A 15,546-nucleotide genomic window follows, 5' to 3' on the forward strand; every position below is an offset into this window, starting at 1 on the left:
CTTTCGTCAGTCGTCGGCGAGGGTGACTTGGACGTCGATATTGCCGCGGGTCGCGTTCGAGTACGGGCACACCTGATGTGCCTTGTCGGCGATGGTCTGCGCCTCGGCGGGCGAAAGGTGCGGCAGCGAGATCTCGAGGGTGACGGTCAACTCGAAGCCGCCCTCGTCGTTCGGGCCGATGCCGACCTTCGCGCCGACCGCGGAATCGTCGACATTCGCGCCTTCGCGCGTGCCGACCAGGCGCAGTGCACTGTGGAAGCAGGCCGCGTAACCCGCCGCGAAGAGCTGTTCCGGGTTGCTGCCAACGCCGCTGCCGCCCATTTCCTTGGGGATGTTCAGCGCGACGTCGACCTTGCCGTCGGAGGTGCGGGCGTGGCCGTTGCGTCCGTCGCCGGTGGCGAGGGCTTCGGCGGTGTACAGGACGGTCATGGCTGACTCTCTTTCGATCGAGGGTGGGATATCAGCGAATCGGCAAGTCGCCGAAGGGTTTCGCGCAGGGCAATGAATTCATCGGGCGCCAGCCCGCTGGCCTCGCCCATTTCCGTTGGTAGACAACGGGCTTCGGACCGCAGTTCGCGGCCGCGTTCGGTGAGTTGGATATCGACGCGACGTTCGTCGGCCGCTGCCCGGCGTCGTTCGACCAGGCCCGCCGCCGCCAACCGCTTGAGCAGTGGCGACAGCGTTCCGGAGTCGAGTAGCAGTACTTCGCAGAGTTCGCCGACGCTGCGACCGTCGCGTTCCCACAGTGCCAACATCACCAGGTACTGCGGGTAGGTGAGCCCGAGGCGTTCGAGCTTCGGGCGATAGACCGCCGTCATCGCCCGCGACGCGGCGTAGAGCCGAAAGCACAGCTGCTCGTCGAGAGTGAGGTGATCGGTCATGTGCACTACGGTAGTGAGCAATTAAATTGTGCACAACCAAATTGGTCTGTGCATCACATCACAGCTCTGGCGCCGGTGCTCATCCAGCGACGCTGCCGCCGCCGATGCCCAGGTAGACGATCATCATGGTGAACAGGAACCAGCCAGCGCCCTGCCAGATCGGCCAACTACGGCCGCGCCGCCACACGCGATACGTCTGCACGAATGCGCAGATGCCGCCGAGCATCAGCACCACGGTCGGACCGGTCAGGATCGCGGTTTTAGCGGCGGTGTCACACAGCATCGTCTCCGCGTCCGCGCAGGCCCGCCGTTGCGCCGCCCATATCGCGGTGACCACGAAGACGAGCGCGGCCACCCCGAGCACCGCCGCCACATAGATCGCCACCCGATGAAAGGTCGGCTCGTCCGCCGTCCACCGCTTCTCCAGATCGTTGACCATGATGATCACCTCATGAGGGGAGTTGCCGACCGGCGCCGACCCAAACGTCGGTCGATGTCAGTCCTTGCGGCCCATGCCCGCCGAGGAAGTCCGATTGGGGCGCCATACCGCGGATCGCCGGAATATGGGTGGCTATCGCATCGCCGCGCCGCCCGCTCTACCGGGTAATTGTCCTTTCCACCGAGCCAATAATCGTAAACACGAGCTTCATGAGCCACACTCGTGTCGATTTCGGTTGGCGACTCGGTGGCGGCTTCGGCTCTGCTATCCGGCATGACGATCCCGCAATCGCCGATCGGCCGCAAGGTCGGCAGCCTGTTCCGGCCAATTTTCCGCGCTCAGGAAAGGCACGACGAGCGCTCAGCACGCCGGGATTCGCGCGGCATCAGGGGATCGATTCCGGTGTGTCGGCCCCGCCACATGATCTTGATGAGGTTGAATCTATGAGGTCAACGCGCTGTAAGCGGTCCATTGCGAAGTCTCTTCTTCTCCCAGCACCGGCATGCGACAAGGAGCATGAAAAGTGAGCATGATTCTCGCAGCGTTACACGATGTCGTGTTAGCCGAGATCAGTAATCCGGAACCGGAGGCGCCGCCCATGGCGGACAAACTGATGCAAATGGGCCGGTATTTCACCTGGATGATTCAGTTGTCCGGGGTTACCGCTATTACCTATGGCGGCGGCCGGTTCGCCTGGGAGAAATGGACCGGGGGCGGGTTGCAGTCGCCGAAGATGATTGCCAGTGCGATGGCCGGTGGTGCGGTCGCCACTAGTGCGGGCACGATCATGAATTCCGTGCTCTAGCGACCACATAGCATCCGTTCGAATCGAGCACCCGCATGAATAGTCGTGCGGGCCTTCATCGACGCTGAGCGAGGGGATTCGATATGTCGCCGACCTCGGAATTGGAGCATCGGCTAGCGCTCAACGAAAATCCTTATGGCCCTTTGCCGTCCGTGCGTGCCGCGCTGCGGGGCGCACGGATAGTGCCGAACCGATATCCGGAGTACCTGCCGCGGCGGCTGCCGGCGATGATCGCCGAACGGCTCGGCCTGCCGTCTGAGCAGGTGGTGATCGGCGCGGGTGCCACCGGGGTGATCACGTATATCCTGCGCGAGTTCGTCGCGCCCGGCGACGGCGTCGTGATGGCGACGCCGACCTTCGACGGCTATCCGCTGCTGACCGAGGCCATCAATGGTCGGGCAGTCCAGATTCCACTCACCGCGGACGGCCACCAGGATCTCGACGCCATGGTCGATGCCGTCGATGCCGACACGCGGGTGGTTGTGCTGTGCAGCCCGCACAATCCGACCGGCACCCGCATCGACCAGGTCAAACTCGAGGGTTTGCTCGATCGGGTCGATCCGTCGGTCATCGTCGTGCTCGACGAGGCCTACATCGAGTTCGTCGCGGTCGCGGATCGGGTGGCCACGACCGACCTGGTGGCGCGGTATCCGAATCTGGTTGTGACGCGCACCTTTTCGAAGGCATACGGGTTGGCGGCGCTGCGGGTCGGGTATGCGTTCGGCGCGGTTCCGGTAATCGCGAAAATTCGACGGTGGCAGCTGCCTTTCCGGGTCACGACGCTGGCTGAGGCTGGTGTGCGGGCATGTTATGACGCCGAGGCGGAATTGGCGGTGCGCACCGCGGCGATCACCCATGAATGCGGCCGGCTCACCGAGGGATTGCGCGGACTGGGCTTCGCGGTGCCGACGAGTGCGGCGAATTTCGTGTACCTGAATTGCTGCGGTAATGCCGAAATCGACCGGCTTCGCGCGGCTTTCGTGCGCGACGGAATCCAGGTCAAGCATTGCGGCACGGGGATCAGGATCATCGTCGGCAATGCCGTGGCGACAGATGCGGTGCTTGCCGCGTCGCGCTGAACTCCGGTGGGGCTCCGAGGTCACCCGAGCTGGGGACTTTCGCCCAATGACGGACATTCGTTCGCGGACCATAGTGGCACTCGTAAAATCCGAAACTACCGATGCCCGTCCCCTACCTAGTCGGTGACTATGAGTGGCGTCAACTCGGTGAGGGGGAGTCGCTGCCTATCGGTTTGTCTGCCGCACTCGCCATTGTTGTTCTACTGTGCCAGGGCTCGGCTGGTCGGTGGTTCAAAAGGCCGTGCGCAGCCCAGCGTTAACGGCAGGAATAGCGCAGGCGCACGTTCGGCGGGACATGACTGGCCTGTCAGAGCCGCAGGGAGAGGGATGGCAGCTCGGATGGTGACAAGTCCGATTCCACACCACCAATCGCCGGTCGATCCCGATGATCGACGGGTGGCATTGTTCAGTCCGGAATTCGCCGCGAATCCGCACCATTTCTACCGAGAGATGCGTCGACGCTACGGCGCGCTGGTACCGGTCTATCTTGCCCCAGGTGTACCCGCCACCCTGGTGATCGGTTATCGCGCCGCAATACGAATCCTGCACGACCCCGAACGCTTTCCGGCCGATCCGCGGGCTTGGCAGCAAACCGTCCCGGCCGATTGCCCGGTGCTGCCGGTCCTGGAGTGGCGTCCGAATGCGTTGCGCAGCAGCGGAATCGAGCATGCACGCTACCGACAGGCGAATACCGCGAGTATTGGCGAGGTCGATCTACACGCGCTGCACGCCACGGTAGAGAGTCTCGCCGCCCCACTGATCGATGGTATGCCCGAGGCTGGCACGGTCGATCTGGTAGACGAGTACGCCTTCCCGCTCGCTTTCGCGGTCGTCAACGCCATGATCGGCTGTCCACCTCAGATCGGGGAGGAGGTCGCGGCCGGAATCGCGGCGCTGTTCGACGGTATCGACGCCGACCAGGGCAACGTCCTGCTCGCCGAGGCGCTCGCGCGGTTGATCGCGCTCAAACGAGCCGAACCCGGTGACGACATCGCCACCCGACTGATCCATCACCCGAGCAAGCTCGATGATATGGAATTGATCCACCAACTCGTCGTTCTCTACGGCGCGGGCATCGAGCCGCAGCAGAACTTGATCGTCAACACCTTGCTGCTGATGCTCACCGATGACCGATTCGGCGGCGACATACTCAGCGGGAGCCTATCGACCCGCGATGCGCTCGACGAGGTCTTGTTCACCGATCCCCCGATGGCGAACTTCTGCGTCACCTACCCGCGTCAGCCGGTTCTGATCGACGATGTCTGGCTTCCGGCACATCAACCGGTCGTCATCAGTATGGCCGGCTGCAACAACGATCCGGCTATCAGCGCGGGTGAACACACCGGCAACCGCTCGCATTTGGCGTGGAGCGCCGGCCCGCACGCCTGCCCGGCCCGCACCGCGGCATACCTGATCGCGCAAGACGCCATCGACCAGCTCCTGGACGCCCTGCCAGGTATGCGGCTGGCGATTCCCGCCGAGAACCTGACCTGGCGACCCGGTCCCTTCCACCGGGCCTTGACCGCCCTCCCGGTCGTCCTTTCCTAGCTGCCGAGCGGGACGATCTGCGGCGACGATCGGCCCCACCTCAGCTTGGTCGCAGTCGCGACGAAAGGTCCGAGTTCGTTACGCTGATCGATGAATGGCAGGTCCGTGCGGCACCGGCCGCACCGCGATGGTGCTGCGGGTACGGAGTTCGATGGCTATCCGGGCCTTGCCGGCCGCGTCGGCGGTCACTTCTCGTTCCACCGCACCGTGGATCAGATACTGACCTCGGGGGGTGAGTTGATCCAGTACTAGTGCGAATCGGCCCGGTCCGAGACCGGGATGCAGGACCGCGTCCAGTCCGTAGCCGTCGGAGACCGCCTTGGCGACAAGGATATTCGGATGCGGCATATCGAAGATCCGCGGACCCGCATCCCATTGCGGTGGCCGGGGCCGTGACATCATGTCGGTGAGGGCATAGGTGCGGCCGAGGCCGCCGAGACCCAGCATTCCGTTGGCATGTAGGGAGGCCGCGTCGAAACTCCAGACCCCTGGTTGTCGAGCATCTTCGCCGAACCTCAGCTGCTCGGTCGCCGCTGTCCAGAGTTCGGCGCACCAATCGGATTCTCCGCATTCCTGTGCGAGCAGCATTGCCGCTGCGAATGATTCGGCGTTGGTTGCCGCCTGCGAGCCCCAGTCCGCGACGATCGGGGATTCGGAGCCGCCGGTGCCGAGGTGCCGGAACCGGTCGGTGGTCAGCCATTCGCGCAGCAGTATTTCCCATGCGCGCCAGGCGAGGTCGGGCAGTAGCGGCGCGACGAAAGCCGCGACCGACGCGGTGGTCGCCGGTCCTCGGAATGCTCGTGCGGTGAAGCCGAGTCCAGAGGCGATGAAAGAGACGATATCGCCATCGGCGGCGGTGAACTCGCTATCGAGGCCGCGCTGGAAGCGGCGGCTGATGTCGGCGGCATGGCTGGTCCCGACCAGTGCGTCGAGTATCGCGACGCCCGCCGCGCTCACCGCATTGCAATACGGAAAGACCAGGCCGTGCCTGCGGCGGCGGCCGACCGGCAGCGGTTCGCACGGCCATAGGCCGAGTTCACCGCCGAAGTTCCGGATCACGATGTCGTTGATCGCAGGGTGGTCGTAGGTGAATTCCTCGGTGGGGGACCAGGAGAAGGTCAGCGAGCCGGGTGTGTCGAAGCGGCGGTCACCGGTCGCCTGCCCGAACATGGCGAGCTGCAGGTTGAGGTAGCCGGTGAACATGATGTTCTGTGGCACGTCGATCGGATCCGCGCGTCGTGCGCGAAAGTCCCAATTGCCCAATAGATTCTGGTGGTACCAGTATCCCCACACCGCTTGGTCCTGCATGCGTGTGAGCACGTCGAGTTGTGCGCGGTGCAGTGGTCCGCGCAAAGCGGGGGTATGCGAGTATCCGTACATCGCCAGTGCCCAGCCGATGGCATTGAGCTGATACCGGTACTGCTGCAACGGGCCCGCACCCTCGGCGTCGAAACCGTCCCAGTTGTCGAGCGGCTGCGCGGCGATGCTCATCAGATATCGCAGCAATCGCAGCTGATCGACATCGGCCTCGGTCACCTCGGGCGTACCCAGCCGATGGTCGAGCGGCGCCGGATTCGTCCGCGCCGAACCTCGCCGCCCGGCCAAATAGTTTTCCCGTTCGATCCCGAGCCGACGGGCGGCACCATGCCGGACGCGCTCACGAATCAACCCGAATGCCGAAAGCCCCACCGCGACAACGGGAGCGCCCCACCACACCCATGTCATCGGTCCCGGCATGTCGCCGTGCACCTGCGTCAGCGCCGCGGAGACCGCGGCGGCGAACAGCACGATCGCCGGCAGGGTCACATAGTCCGACCGCGCCACCGAACGGAAGGCAAATGCCCAACTCGCGGCGGCCAGTACGCCGATGAACGCGGCAATGTGACCGGCCACCACGACAAACGTCGGCACGGCCACGACCGCTATTGCCACCAGTGGTGCGACTGCCCCGGCGACCAGCAGACCGCGGCCACGGCGCACCGCCGCACTAGCGAGAGCGACCTCGGCCCAGAGCACCACGGCGTGGCCGACGACAACCTCGGTAGCGAAGGTGTGGTCGAGCGGCGGCATCGCGTACAACAGACCGGCGCCCGGAATGACGAGTCCGGTGCCGAAGGCCCGCCACGCATCCGACAGCCCGAGAGCTTGCGGAAGGACCGCCGCGGCGGTCCAGACCAGCGAGGTGAGTACAAGAGTGCGCCGCAACCATCGGGAGGTCGCGGGTCCGCGCAGGCGAATATTCGACGCGGACTCCTGAACCGGTGCAGCTGTGCTCATGTCGACTCCTGTGGTGTGCGCGCCGCCGCTGGCCGGGTGGGCACGAAAAGGGCTGTCGTATCCGGTGATTCGACGAGATGACCGGAGACGGTGATTTCGAGTGGGTGACGATTCGGCTGCCGGCCCTGGCGACGGGCTCGAAAGGCGCGGTGGATACGCATACCACGCGGCCCGAACACCAGGAGTCCGGCGAGCAGCGCACAGCACACCAATGCTCTTCACACCTCTCCATTCCGGTCTGTCGAACTCCAGAATGGGACCATAAGTAGGTCTACGGCATCGGTGATCACTGTACGAACCTGCGCCACCTGTTTTGCCGCGACGAAATGGGATTGCGTAGGTAGCGACTGCTGATAGGTAATTGCCGAGAATTATCTACCTATGTGCATTCCCTATTGAACCGGTCGGTGCGTGCCGAGTAGCTTGTTGCCCATCGAGATCAGCTCGCCCTATCAGGCACTTCGTACTGTGCTGAGCCGAGTCCAACGAGGTCGGGTAATGAAAATTTGTGATGTCCTCAATTCGGAAATCTGTCGGTTGCGGTGAAAACGCCGCCGGACCGGTCGGTGCGCGAGGTTGCGATAATCGGCACCGGAATGATCGGAACATCTATCGCACTCGCCCTGCGTAAGCAAGGAATTCTGACGTATTTGTGCGATCCCGATCCGTATACGGTCGCCATGGCAGCGGCGCGGCGAGCGGGGGTCGTCGGTCTGCCCGCGGCGCCGGTCGATATCGCGGTGTTGGCCGTGCCGCCGAGTGATATCGCGACAGTGCTCGCCGAATGTCAGGTCAAATCGCTCGCACATTTCTATACCGATGTCGGCAGCGTCAAAGTGGCTTCTACGGCTGATGCCGAGATGAGCGGCTGCGATGTGAAGAACTATGTCGGTGGCCATCCATTGGCCGGTCGTACGCGTTCGGGTCCGCTCGCCGCATCAGCTGATGTGTTCCGAGATCGACCGTGGGCCCTCACACCGGTCGCGAATACGAGTCCGGCCGCGATCGACGCCGTCGTCGAGTTGGTCCGCCTGACGGGTGCACACCCGGTCATGATGACGCCGTCCGAGCATGATCGGGCCGTTGCCCGGATCTCGCATGTGCCGCATCTGGTCGCGTCGGCATTGGCGGCGAGCATTCGAGGCGCCGACGATGCGGTGTTGCGGTTGTGCGGCAGCGGGATTCGGGATGTCATGCGATTCGCCGCGGATGAGGCGCCGCTGTCGACGGATATCTTGCGAGCCAATGCGATCGAGGTATCGAAAGTGCTGGCCGAAATCGCCACCGAATTGAACACTATGGCCGGTTCGATGCGGGAGTTGAGCGCGCGGCCGAGTTGTGGGCACACTGATTCGGCTACCGATGTCTTCGCTGCTGGGGGCGGCGGGCGGCCGCCTGTGCGACCTTCTCCCGTGTATCGCTGGGAACGAGGGTGATGATATCGGCTCGCGAGTTGATCATCAGCTTGCTGAAGATCGAGGCGATCTGTGCGTCGACCGTCTTGAACGAGCTGCCACGACTTGCCGCGATCGCCGTGTTGGTCCAACCTGCCGCGGCGAATACTGCCACTTCGCGTTCGGCGGCCGATAACTCGCTCCATTTGGATGGTCGGTGTCGACGGATCGGGTGGTCGAGTGCCAGCTTGTTCAACGACAGAGTGCCGAGCGCCAATCGAGCCACTTCGTCGAATTCGGTTCGAAGTATCGATCCTTCGTGTGTAGCGGCTGCGAAGGCCTTGTGTCCGAGCACATCTCGGGCTACCGCAATAGCCTTATCGGTTTCGGTGGCGAACGGTCCGAGGTTGGCGATGTTCACGCCGAGTTGCTGCCGTACCGTGCCGGCACCGCCGACGAGATTCGCGATCTCCGTCGCCAAGCAGAGCACTGAATCGGGCTGTGCGCCATGGTCGACGCGTGCGTCGGCGACCAAGCGTGCCAGTGTCCACGTCCGGATATGGACTGCCCAGATCGCTCCCCACTGGTCCCGCATGGACAGTTGACTCCTCAGCGCGGTACGCCCGACGGCCAATGCCTCATGGGGATCACCGTGCTTGGTCAATGCTATCGCCCAGGCCAATTCGGCCCAGGACTGTGCCCATCCGGCACCCGACCGCGTGGCACGGTCGAGGTAGCCCTGTGCGATCTCCAATGCTTGTGTCGCGGTGCCGAGCAGTCCGGCCGCCAGGGCCTGGAACAATTCGCTCATGGCGGCACCGCCCTCATCGCCATCCGCGCGGAACCGCTCGCGCGCACGTGCCAGGACCACAATCGAGCGCGGATCATCCGCGAAGAGCAGTTCGGTGCCCCAGGCGAAGTCGACTGGAGCCGGCAGACCGAGACCGGACATCGGATCGTCTCGCCAATTCGATCTCGCCGCTGCATCCGGGACGCAGGCGGCGACGCATTCATCAAGCATCTGGGCGGCCTCGTCGTGGACGCCCTGACACGAGGTCAACCATGCGGTCAGCGCCATCGAGGCGGTCTGCAGTTCAATGGGCTGGGGATCGAGACCGCGGGTCGCTTCCAGGGTGCGCATCGCCCACCGGCGGGACTCGCGCAGGGAACCCAGGAAGAACGGAAGACGCAGGGCGATCAACCCGGTCGCGATCTCCAATCCGATCGCGGACTCTCCGGGCGTGGTGAGGCTGCTGTCCATCGCGGTGAGCAGGTTGTCCCACGCCGCACGAGCCCAGTCCAGCAACTCTTGCTCGGCCGGGCCGAACCAATCGGCCCCAGCGCGGACGGCCTTGTCCCGGTAGTACCGTCGGTGCCTGCCGGCCAACCGTTGCCACTCCGCCCCCGCCGATCGCTCGTTCAGCCGCTGCTGCGCGAAGACTCGCAAGCTTTCCAGCAGTGAATACCGGACCGAATTAGCTGTCAGGTGCACCGTGACGAGCGATTGGTCCACGAGGCGTTCGAGCAAACCCTCGATCTCGTCACGAGCGATGCCAGCGCCGTCGTCGTCGGCGCATACCGCCTCGATCGCTTCGAGTTCGGCCCCCACATCGCGCCTCGACGTGCCGTGATCGTCGTCGGTATTGCTGTCGTAACCGGCGGCGAAGACCGACATACGCTCGAAAAGCAGGCGCTCGTCGTCCTGGCAGAGGTCGTAGGACCAGGCGATGACATCGTGGATGCGCCAATGTCTTTCGTCTGCGCCGACCCGTGGGCCATGCGACCAGCGCAGCCGTCGGTCGCCGTGCTCGCCGCTGAGATCACGCAGGATCATCGGCAACGGTTGCCGCGTCAGCCGGGCGGCGGCCAGCCTGATGTAGAGGGGATGGTTGTGCACATGCCAGCAGATCGAACCGGCGACCGCGGCGTCGTGATCACCCGCGATAGGGTGACCGGTCAACTCCGCTCGGGCGCGGAACAAAGCGAGCGCCTGTTCGCGTGACAGTGCCGGGACCGGCACCAATTGCTCGTCGACCCAGCCGATGGCCTCGCGGCTGGTGGCCAGTACGGTCAGTCCGGGCACCGCATCCAGCAGCGCCGCAATCGCCTGTCCGGCACCGTCGAGTACGTGCTCGCAGTTGTCCATCACCAGAATGGCCTGCGGATTGCGGCTGGTGCCCTCGCTCTTGGTCAACCTATCGATCAAGGCATCCCAGGTCGACCGGTTCGAGAAGTCCATGTCGATGATCGAGTGAGCGAGCTCGTCCTCGACCGCCGTCGCATCCGAGCCCGCGGGGAGTCGGGCCAGCCGGACCCAGTGAATCGGCACCCGCCGCGCCTTGTGGTAGCGGTGGACGGCTTCGGTCGCGAGCCGGGTCTTACCGATACCGCCCGCGCCGATCAAGGTAATCAGTCGCGTCGAAGACAGAAATAGGGTTGCGATTTTTTCCAGCTCTCGTTCTCGTCCGACGAAATCACTGGCCGCTGTTGGAAGAGAACCGCTACCGAAGGGGCGTTGCGCTGACACATCGAGCAGAGTAGCCGGTCGGTCCGACACACTGCCAACGCAATCTCGTGAATCCACCGATCTGCGGATGTGCGATATCTACCTATCAGTTGATGATCGTTACACCACACGTTGAGTCGCAGTTGTGGGATTCAGCATGCCTCGAGCAAATATTACGGGTGGGGGATATCCACGAGAGTTGACGACGTTTCGAAAAGTGCGTGCTGGCCGTAGTCTTCGCTATGTTCGCATCGTCGGTCCGATCGCGACCGCGTGGGCCGACTCGACGGCCGGATCGTCGGCTGATCAGAATTTGGACTGGACGGACCTGAAAGATTCTTCCGCTGGCGAACTGTCCGAGTACTTCTAGGTCATCGATCCGGTCGATATTCTGCACTGGGCGAAATCTTATCCGCGCGCCGCTCGATATGGAGTCCAGCGACTGCATGGCCATCGTGACCACGTCATCTGGTTGATCGGCTATGCTTTCGGTTTCCGTTGACTCGGTTTATTCATGGCCTCATTGCGGCCCCCGGCCGAGACGTGGACAGGTACGATCGTGTGGCCCATCGTGTGGCAACAATCGGCGCGTCTTCTTAGCCTGGTTCGTCGTGCGAGTTTCTTCGCCAAGGTGCCTGTGCAAATGTCGAATATGCTGGCGGTGGCAGTTCAACAGTAATAGCGATCCGGAGTTCCAGCACTGCTGAACCGTTAATTATGCCGCACCTCGGCCAGTAATCGGGATTCACCCCGCTGGTACCGATTTCGGACCACTACCTAACTGTGGAGACTCATGTGGTGACATTTCGTTCGTGCGCATCGTCGAACTTTATGAGTGGAGCGGCAGAAGGTTGGATGGCATGGCGAATCGACCGCTGACTTCTATCGCGGCGCCTATCGGTATCGCCCATATCGCGGCTGCCCCAGGGGGTACTGATGCGCTACACAGGCGAATTCATGAATTGCGGACCATGGGTCTGCATTTCGCGGCGAAGGCCATCGAGAAGGAGATGGCGGATTTGGATTATCCGCCGTACCCCGCCCGGTTTCGCCTGTCCAGCCAGTCACGCTGCGCAGGGCGAGGTCGACCCGCGGCGGCTCATCGACAGTGCGAGCGGCGAGATGAAGAACCTGGCCGGTTTCAGTCCGCTCGGCGACGGCGCCGTCGCCACGGTGGCCGGATTCCCGCCGTACCGCGCCGCGGGAACCTACAGCCTCGAGACCAGGGCGGACCCTCTATCACATACCGATGCTTCAGACCTACCTATACGCCCATGCTTGCGAATCTATTAGGACGCAACCGGGGAGCGTGGTGTGAGTCGATCGTTATGGGTCGAATTCGACTGCCGCACACTCAGGGGGCCGCATCCGGGCATCCCTGGTCTACGGTCACGTCTTGGTCGGGAGTGGAGTGGTGACCAGGAGGATTGGGGCATCTTCGACATCGCCGAGCACGGTGGCGTGCGGGACATTCGACCTCGCGGGGAGAAGTCATGACCACGTCGCAGCTGTTGACCGAGCTGCTCGCACCGATTGAGGCCGTCGAACCGTGCTGATGACGACCGTTTTTAGTCGAAGGGGATTGCCTATGGACTGTGCGTGGACCGCCCGCCGCACCGGCTCCCCGCCGCACCGGTCCTGCCTGACCTCGGGTTCAGGAGGCTAGCGTGTCCGGGCGCGGTGATGCCGCGGCACTGGAGATCGCGCGCGGGTTGTCCGAATTCGCCCCGGCCGGATGGCGGCGGCTGGAAGCCTGGTTCGCGGTGACCGTCGTCGATGAGTCGGCACTGCTGCTGGCCGACGACGGCAACCGCTCGGTTCGATGCAAGGTGCCCGACGCGGTGTGGGATGCGGTGCGTCTACACCGCGACGAGTCGGCTCGGTCCGACGACGGGCCGTGGTGGCGATTGCTGGTGCGGGTGGATGCCGACGGCGTCGAGACCTTGCCCGACTATGGTGCGGAGCCCTTCCCCGGCGAGCAGTTGTTCGCGCCCGAATCGTATCGCGCCGACCTGGAAATCTATCCTCGAGCTCGGCTGCCGGTGTGGTTGGCGGCCTACGTCGGGCGAGCCGAATTGCCGTCGCGACCGCCACGGCAGGCCGCGAACCAGACGCGGGCGGATCGCCGCGCCGGGGTGCGGGCGGTGCCGGTCGAGGACGAGTTGCCGGATCTCGCCGCGTTGTGGGCCCGGTGGGCGGTGTTGGCGGCGGCCTTGACGGCGGCCGGATCGCGACGCGGGCCGCGGATCGGGCCGTCGACCGGTGTGTTCGAAAGTGCGGCACGCAGCGGTTCGACGCTCAACCTGCTGCCCGGCGACCGGGCGGTGTTGTCGGGCGGTGTCTGGAACGCGCCGGTCCTGGACGCCGTCTACAACTCCGGTGCCGCAGCTCCGAAATTCTTTGCCGGCGCACCGGTTTGGGTCGCGGACCCGGTGCTCAATCCGCGCGCGGCGACCGGTTTGCTGACGTTCTGCTACTGGTGGGAGGCGGGTCGATGGTATCGAGGTGAGTCGGCACCGATGGCGCAGTGCGCACCGGCCATGCCCGCGGTATGGACCGTCGACACCGTGGCGGGCATCATCGGCAGCCTGGTGGGCGATCGAGTGGGCGACGTGCCGAAAACCGCCGAGGCGTTGGTACTCGCCGCCCAGTCGGGCTCGGTGACCAGGGCGCGAATGACGGACGTCTTCGGTCACGACGACCGGGTCGATATCGACGGCGCGCTGTTCCAATTCCTGGTCGCCGGTCTGGCCGCGGACAACGCGGACGGGATGTCCGAGGCCGATGCCGTCGACCTCGTTCGCGGTCACATTCACCGGCATGGCTACGACACCACGGGTTATCCGCTGTCCACGTTGCGGGCCGAACGCATCGACGTGGGCTGGGTGGTGCGGTCACCGGTGCCCGACGACGAAATCGCCTTGGACCGTGCGGTTTTCTACGTTGCCGACGACGGTGTGGTGGAACAGTCGACATCGTCGGTGCCGCGTTCGGAGTTCGTGGCCGCCTTCGAGCGACGATTCCGGCTGCGCCAGGCCGCACCGGAGGCGATGTGAACGACAGAGTGCAGCTGGACCCGGACAGTCTGCGACGCGACAGCGCACGGCTGGCCGAACTCGGCGACCAGGTCGCCCGGACCTACGCCGGACTGCGAGACTCCCTGGCGAATGCGAACGGGTGCTGGGGCGATGACGATCTCGGCGAGGCCTTCGCCAAGAATTTCACGCCACAGGCCGATGAGTTGCTGCGGGATTTGCAAGCGATGGAGGAAAGCCTGCGCGGGACCGCTCAGCAGGCGGCCGCCGCCGCGCACGACTTCGAGGCCCAGGATCTCGACGGTGCCGGTCAGATCGGCCGAGCTGGCGACGAGGCGTATCGTCCGGACCAGAACTATGGGACGGGTGTGCGACCGTCCTCGGCCATCCCATCCACTGGGAGCGCAGAACCCGCGACCACCTCTCTCGGGCCCGACGCCGGAACTGTGAGCAATACCCCTGCCGGACAGCCGATCTCGAACCGCACCCCCACCGAACAGCAAGCGTCCGGCACGCCTCGGGGACCTTCCGGGAAACCGTCGACGTCGCGGAACAGCCCGCAGTCGTCGAATCCTCTGGCCGGAACTTCGGACCCGCAGGGTGGCTCGAAGTCCGCTGGGGATCCGAGCCGCCGGCCCCCATCCTCACCGGTGTCGCCGCCGGTCGGCGCAGGACGGGATGCGCCACGCAACCCGAGCGCGACATCGCCCAGGCCCGGGACGACGCCGGGGCGAAAATCCGCTCCCAGGACCGGCGGCAGGAGAGAAACGCCATGGACCGGACCACCACCCAAGAGCGGGTCCGCGCCTTCCACCCCGAATTCGTCCAATCCTCGGCCCGGCTCCCCGCCGCGCTCCCCGAAGAGCGCCGAGCCGCGCAAGCGTGATCGAGGCCGCGAGACGGAAAGACCGGCCCGCAAGCCCGGCGTCTCACCCATATTCGCCTGGCTCGCACGGACTTTGGCCCACCGGCACCACGTCACGGTCATCGGTTTCGACCTGCCCGACCTGCAGGAGTCGCCCGTGCGTGAGTTCGCGGCGGCGGTCGATCGGGTGCTCACCGAGTACCCGATGATCGAACTCGACGTCGTCGCGGTGGGGGACTTGGGCGAGGACGCCGGCGGAGTGCGGTGGCGCCGTGACGTGCGTGACTCGGCCACGGTCCGGTCGATCACGCTCGATCGGCGAGTCGCCTGCGAACTGAGCCCTGGCCTCGGAACGCCGGAAACCGAAGCGGGACCCAATGATTCGGCTGTCGGCTCGGCGACGGTACGAGAACTCGGTCTCGCCTTGAACCACGCCGGCGGCGGTGTCGCCCAGGAGGTCGCTCAGCGCGCCCTGATCGCCGAGTACATGCGGGTGGTGGCGGGACGGTACACGACACTGGGTGAGCTGCTGCGCGGTTTCCGGCACTGGCGGGCCGAGTTGAAAGGGGCCACCGGTGCGGCGGGTGGCTTCGAAGTGGATCGGGCACTGAGTGTCGCGTTCGCCGATGTCGTGCTGCACGGCGAGCGGGCGAGCGCTGCGGCGAAGATACTGCACGCGGTGCTGGTCGACGCGGCCCCGTCGCCGGGGTAGGCGGC

The 15,546-nt window shown here is 64.7% G+C and carries 13 protein-coding genes and 1 pseudogene; 8 read left to right on the forward strand and 6 right to left on the reverse strand.

Going from position 1 to position 15,546, the window contains the following annotated elements; all coding sequences use genetic code 11:
• Positions 1-6 precede the first annotated feature (6 nt).
• The 4 genes from ACIBG0_RS35960 to ACIBG0_RS35975 all read right to left on the reverse strand — a co-directional run bounded on the left by ACIBG0_RS35960 (position 7) and on the right by ACIBG0_RS35975 (position 1,595).
• Entirely contained in the window at positions 7-429 is a 423-nt protein-coding gene (locus ACIBG0_RS35960; protein WP_397038946.1) for an organic hydroperoxide resistance protein, read from the reverse strand.
• Complete coding sequence (locus ACIBG0_RS35965) at positions 426-881, reverse strand: MarR family winged helix-turn-helix transcriptional regulator (RefSeq protein ID WP_397038947.1); 456 nt, start codon at positions 879-881, stop codon at positions 426-428. The genes ACIBG0_RS35960 and ACIBG0_RS35965 overlap by 4 nt, the downstream gene beginning before the upstream one ends.
• Before the next feature lie 79 nt (positions 882-960).
• Complete coding sequence (locus tag ACIBG0_RS35970) at positions 961-1,320, reverse strand: hypothetical protein (RefSeq protein WP_397038949.1); 360 nt, start codon at positions 1,318-1,320, stop codon at positions 961-963.
• A gap of 5 nt (positions 1,321-1,325) precedes the next feature.
• Positions 1,326-1,595, reverse strand: a complete 270-nt coding sequence (locus ACIBG0_RS35975; protein ID WP_397039038.1) for an SAM-dependent methyltransferase — start codon at positions 1,593-1,595, stop codon at positions 1,326-1,328.
• 254 nt (positions 1,596-1,849) lie between these two features.
• Here ACIBG0_RS35975 and ACIBG0_RS35980 point away from each other — a divergent pair, with 254 nt between their 5' ends.
• From ACIBG0_RS35980 to ACIBG0_RS35995, 4 genes and pseudogenes are all read left to right on the forward strand, one after another.
• Positions 1,850-2,125 carry a hypothetical protein gene (locus tag ACIBG0_RS35980; RefSeq protein ID WP_397039041.1) on the forward strand — a complete coding sequence of 92 codons (276 nt, stop codon included), beginning with the start codon at positions 1,850-1,852 and terminating at the stop codon, positions 2,123-2,125.
• Between the two features lie 83 nt (positions 2,126-2,208).
• On the forward strand, positions 2,209-3,204 hold the full coding sequence (locus ACIBG0_RS35985; RefSeq protein ID WP_397038951.1) for a pyridoxal phosphate-dependent aminotransferase: 996 nt from the start codon (positions 2,209-2,211) through the stop codon (positions 3,202-3,204).
• A pseudogene (locus ACIBG0_RS35990) lies at positions 3,168-3,254 on the forward strand (hypothetical protein); the annotation flags it as partial. The gene ACIBG0_RS35985 and the pseudogene ACIBG0_RS35990, both read left to right, overlap by 37 nt.
• A 289-nt stretch (positions 3,255-3,543) precedes the next feature.
• Positions 3,544-4,752 (forward strand): cytochrome P450, encoded by a 1,209-nt coding sequence (locus ACIBG0_RS35995; protein WP_397039043.1) that lies wholly within the window; start codon positions 3,544-3,546, stop codon positions 4,750-4,752.
• 78 nt (positions 4,753-4,830) lie between these two features.
• Here the strand turns inward: ACIBG0_RS35995 and ACIBG0_RS36000 are convergent, their stop codons facing one another.
• On the reverse strand, positions 4,831-7,029 hold the full coding sequence (locus tag ACIBG0_RS36000) for a hypothetical protein (protein ID WP_397038952.1): 2,199 nt from the start codon (positions 7,027-7,029) through the stop codon (positions 4,831-4,833).
• Positions 7,030-7,595: 566 nt separating this feature from the next.
• Here ACIBG0_RS36000 and ACIBG0_RS36005 point away from each other — a divergent pair.
• Entirely contained in the window at positions 7,596-8,465 is an 870-nt protein-coding gene (locus tag ACIBG0_RS36005) for a prephenate dehydrogenase (protein WP_397039045.1), read from the forward strand.
• Here ACIBG0_RS36005 and ACIBG0_RS36010 read toward each other — a convergent pair.
• Entirely contained in the window at positions 8,386-10,950 is a 2,565-nt protein-coding gene (locus ACIBG0_RS36010; protein ID WP_397038953.1) for an AAA family ATPase, read from the reverse strand. The genes ACIBG0_RS36005 and ACIBG0_RS36010 overlap by 80 nt on opposite strands.
• Positions 10,951-11,886: 936 nt before the next feature.
• Between ACIBG0_RS36010 and ACIBG0_RS36015 the strand changes: the two genes are divergently transcribed.
• The 3 genes from ACIBG0_RS36015 to ACIBG0_RS36025 all read left to right on the forward strand — a co-directional run bounded on the left by ACIBG0_RS36015 (position 11,887) and on the right by ACIBG0_RS36025 (position 15,541).
• A complete protein-coding gene (locus tag ACIBG0_RS36015; protein ID WP_397039048.1) occupies positions 11,887-12,222 on the forward strand; it encodes an LpqN/LpqT family lipoprotein in 336 nt (111 codons plus the stop codon).
• A gap of 374 nt (positions 12,223-12,596) precedes the next feature.
• Entirely contained in the window at positions 12,597-13,985 is a 1,389-nt protein-coding gene (locus ACIBG0_RS36020; RefSeq protein ID WP_397038955.1) for a hypothetical protein, read from the forward strand.
• A complete protein-coding gene (locus ACIBG0_RS36025; RefSeq protein ID WP_397038956.1) occupies positions 13,982-15,541 on the forward strand; it encodes a hypothetical protein in 1,560 nt (519 codons plus the stop codon). Before ACIBG0_RS36020 ends, ACIBG0_RS36025 begins: the two co-directional genes overlap by 4 nt.
• The last annotated feature ends 5 nt before the right edge of the window (positions 15,542-15,546 follow it).

Origin of the sequence: Nocardia sp. NPDC050630, assembly GCF_044457245.1 — a bacterium.
In the GTDB taxonomy this organism is placed as follows: Bacteria; Actinomycetota; Actinomycetes; order Mycobacteriales; family Mycobacteriaceae; genus Nocardia.

Coding starts and splice junctions, on each gene's coding strand:
- ACIBG0_RS35965 (WP_397038947.1), bottom strand. CDS start 881: ATGACCGATCACCTCACTCTCGACGAGCAGCTGTGCTTTCGGCTCTAC.
- ACIBG0_RS35975 (WP_397039038.1), bottom strand. CDS start 1,595: ATGCCGGATAGCAGAGCCGAAGCCGCCACCGAGTCGCCAACCGAAATC.
- ACIBG0_RS35985 (WP_397038951.1), top strand. CDS start 2,209: ATGTCGCCGACCTCGGAATTGGAGCATCGGCTAGCGCTCAACGAAAAT.
- ACIBG0_RS35995 (WP_397039043.1), top strand. CDS start 3,544: ATGGTGACAAGTCCGATTCCACACCACCAATCGCCGGTCGATCCCGAT.
- ACIBG0_RS36000 (WP_397038952.1), bottom strand. CDS start 7,029: ATGAGCACAGCTGCACCGGTTCAGGAGTCCGCGTCGAATATTCGCCTG.
- ACIBG0_RS36015 (WP_397039048.1), top strand. CDS start 11,887: ATGAATTGCGGACCATGGGTCTGCATTTCGCGGCGAAGGCCATCGAGA.
- ACIBG0_RS35980 (WP_397039041.1), top strand. CDS start 1,850: ATGATTCTCGCAGCGTTACACGATGTCGTGTTAGCCGAGATCAGTAAT.
- ACIBG0_RS35960 (WP_397038946.1), bottom strand. CDS start 429: ATGACCGTCCTGTACACCGCCGAAGCCCTCGCCACCGGCGACGGACGC.
- ACIBG0_RS35970 (WP_397038949.1), bottom strand. CDS start 1,320: ATGGTCAACGATCTGGAGAAGCGGTGGACGGCGGACGAGCCGACCTTT.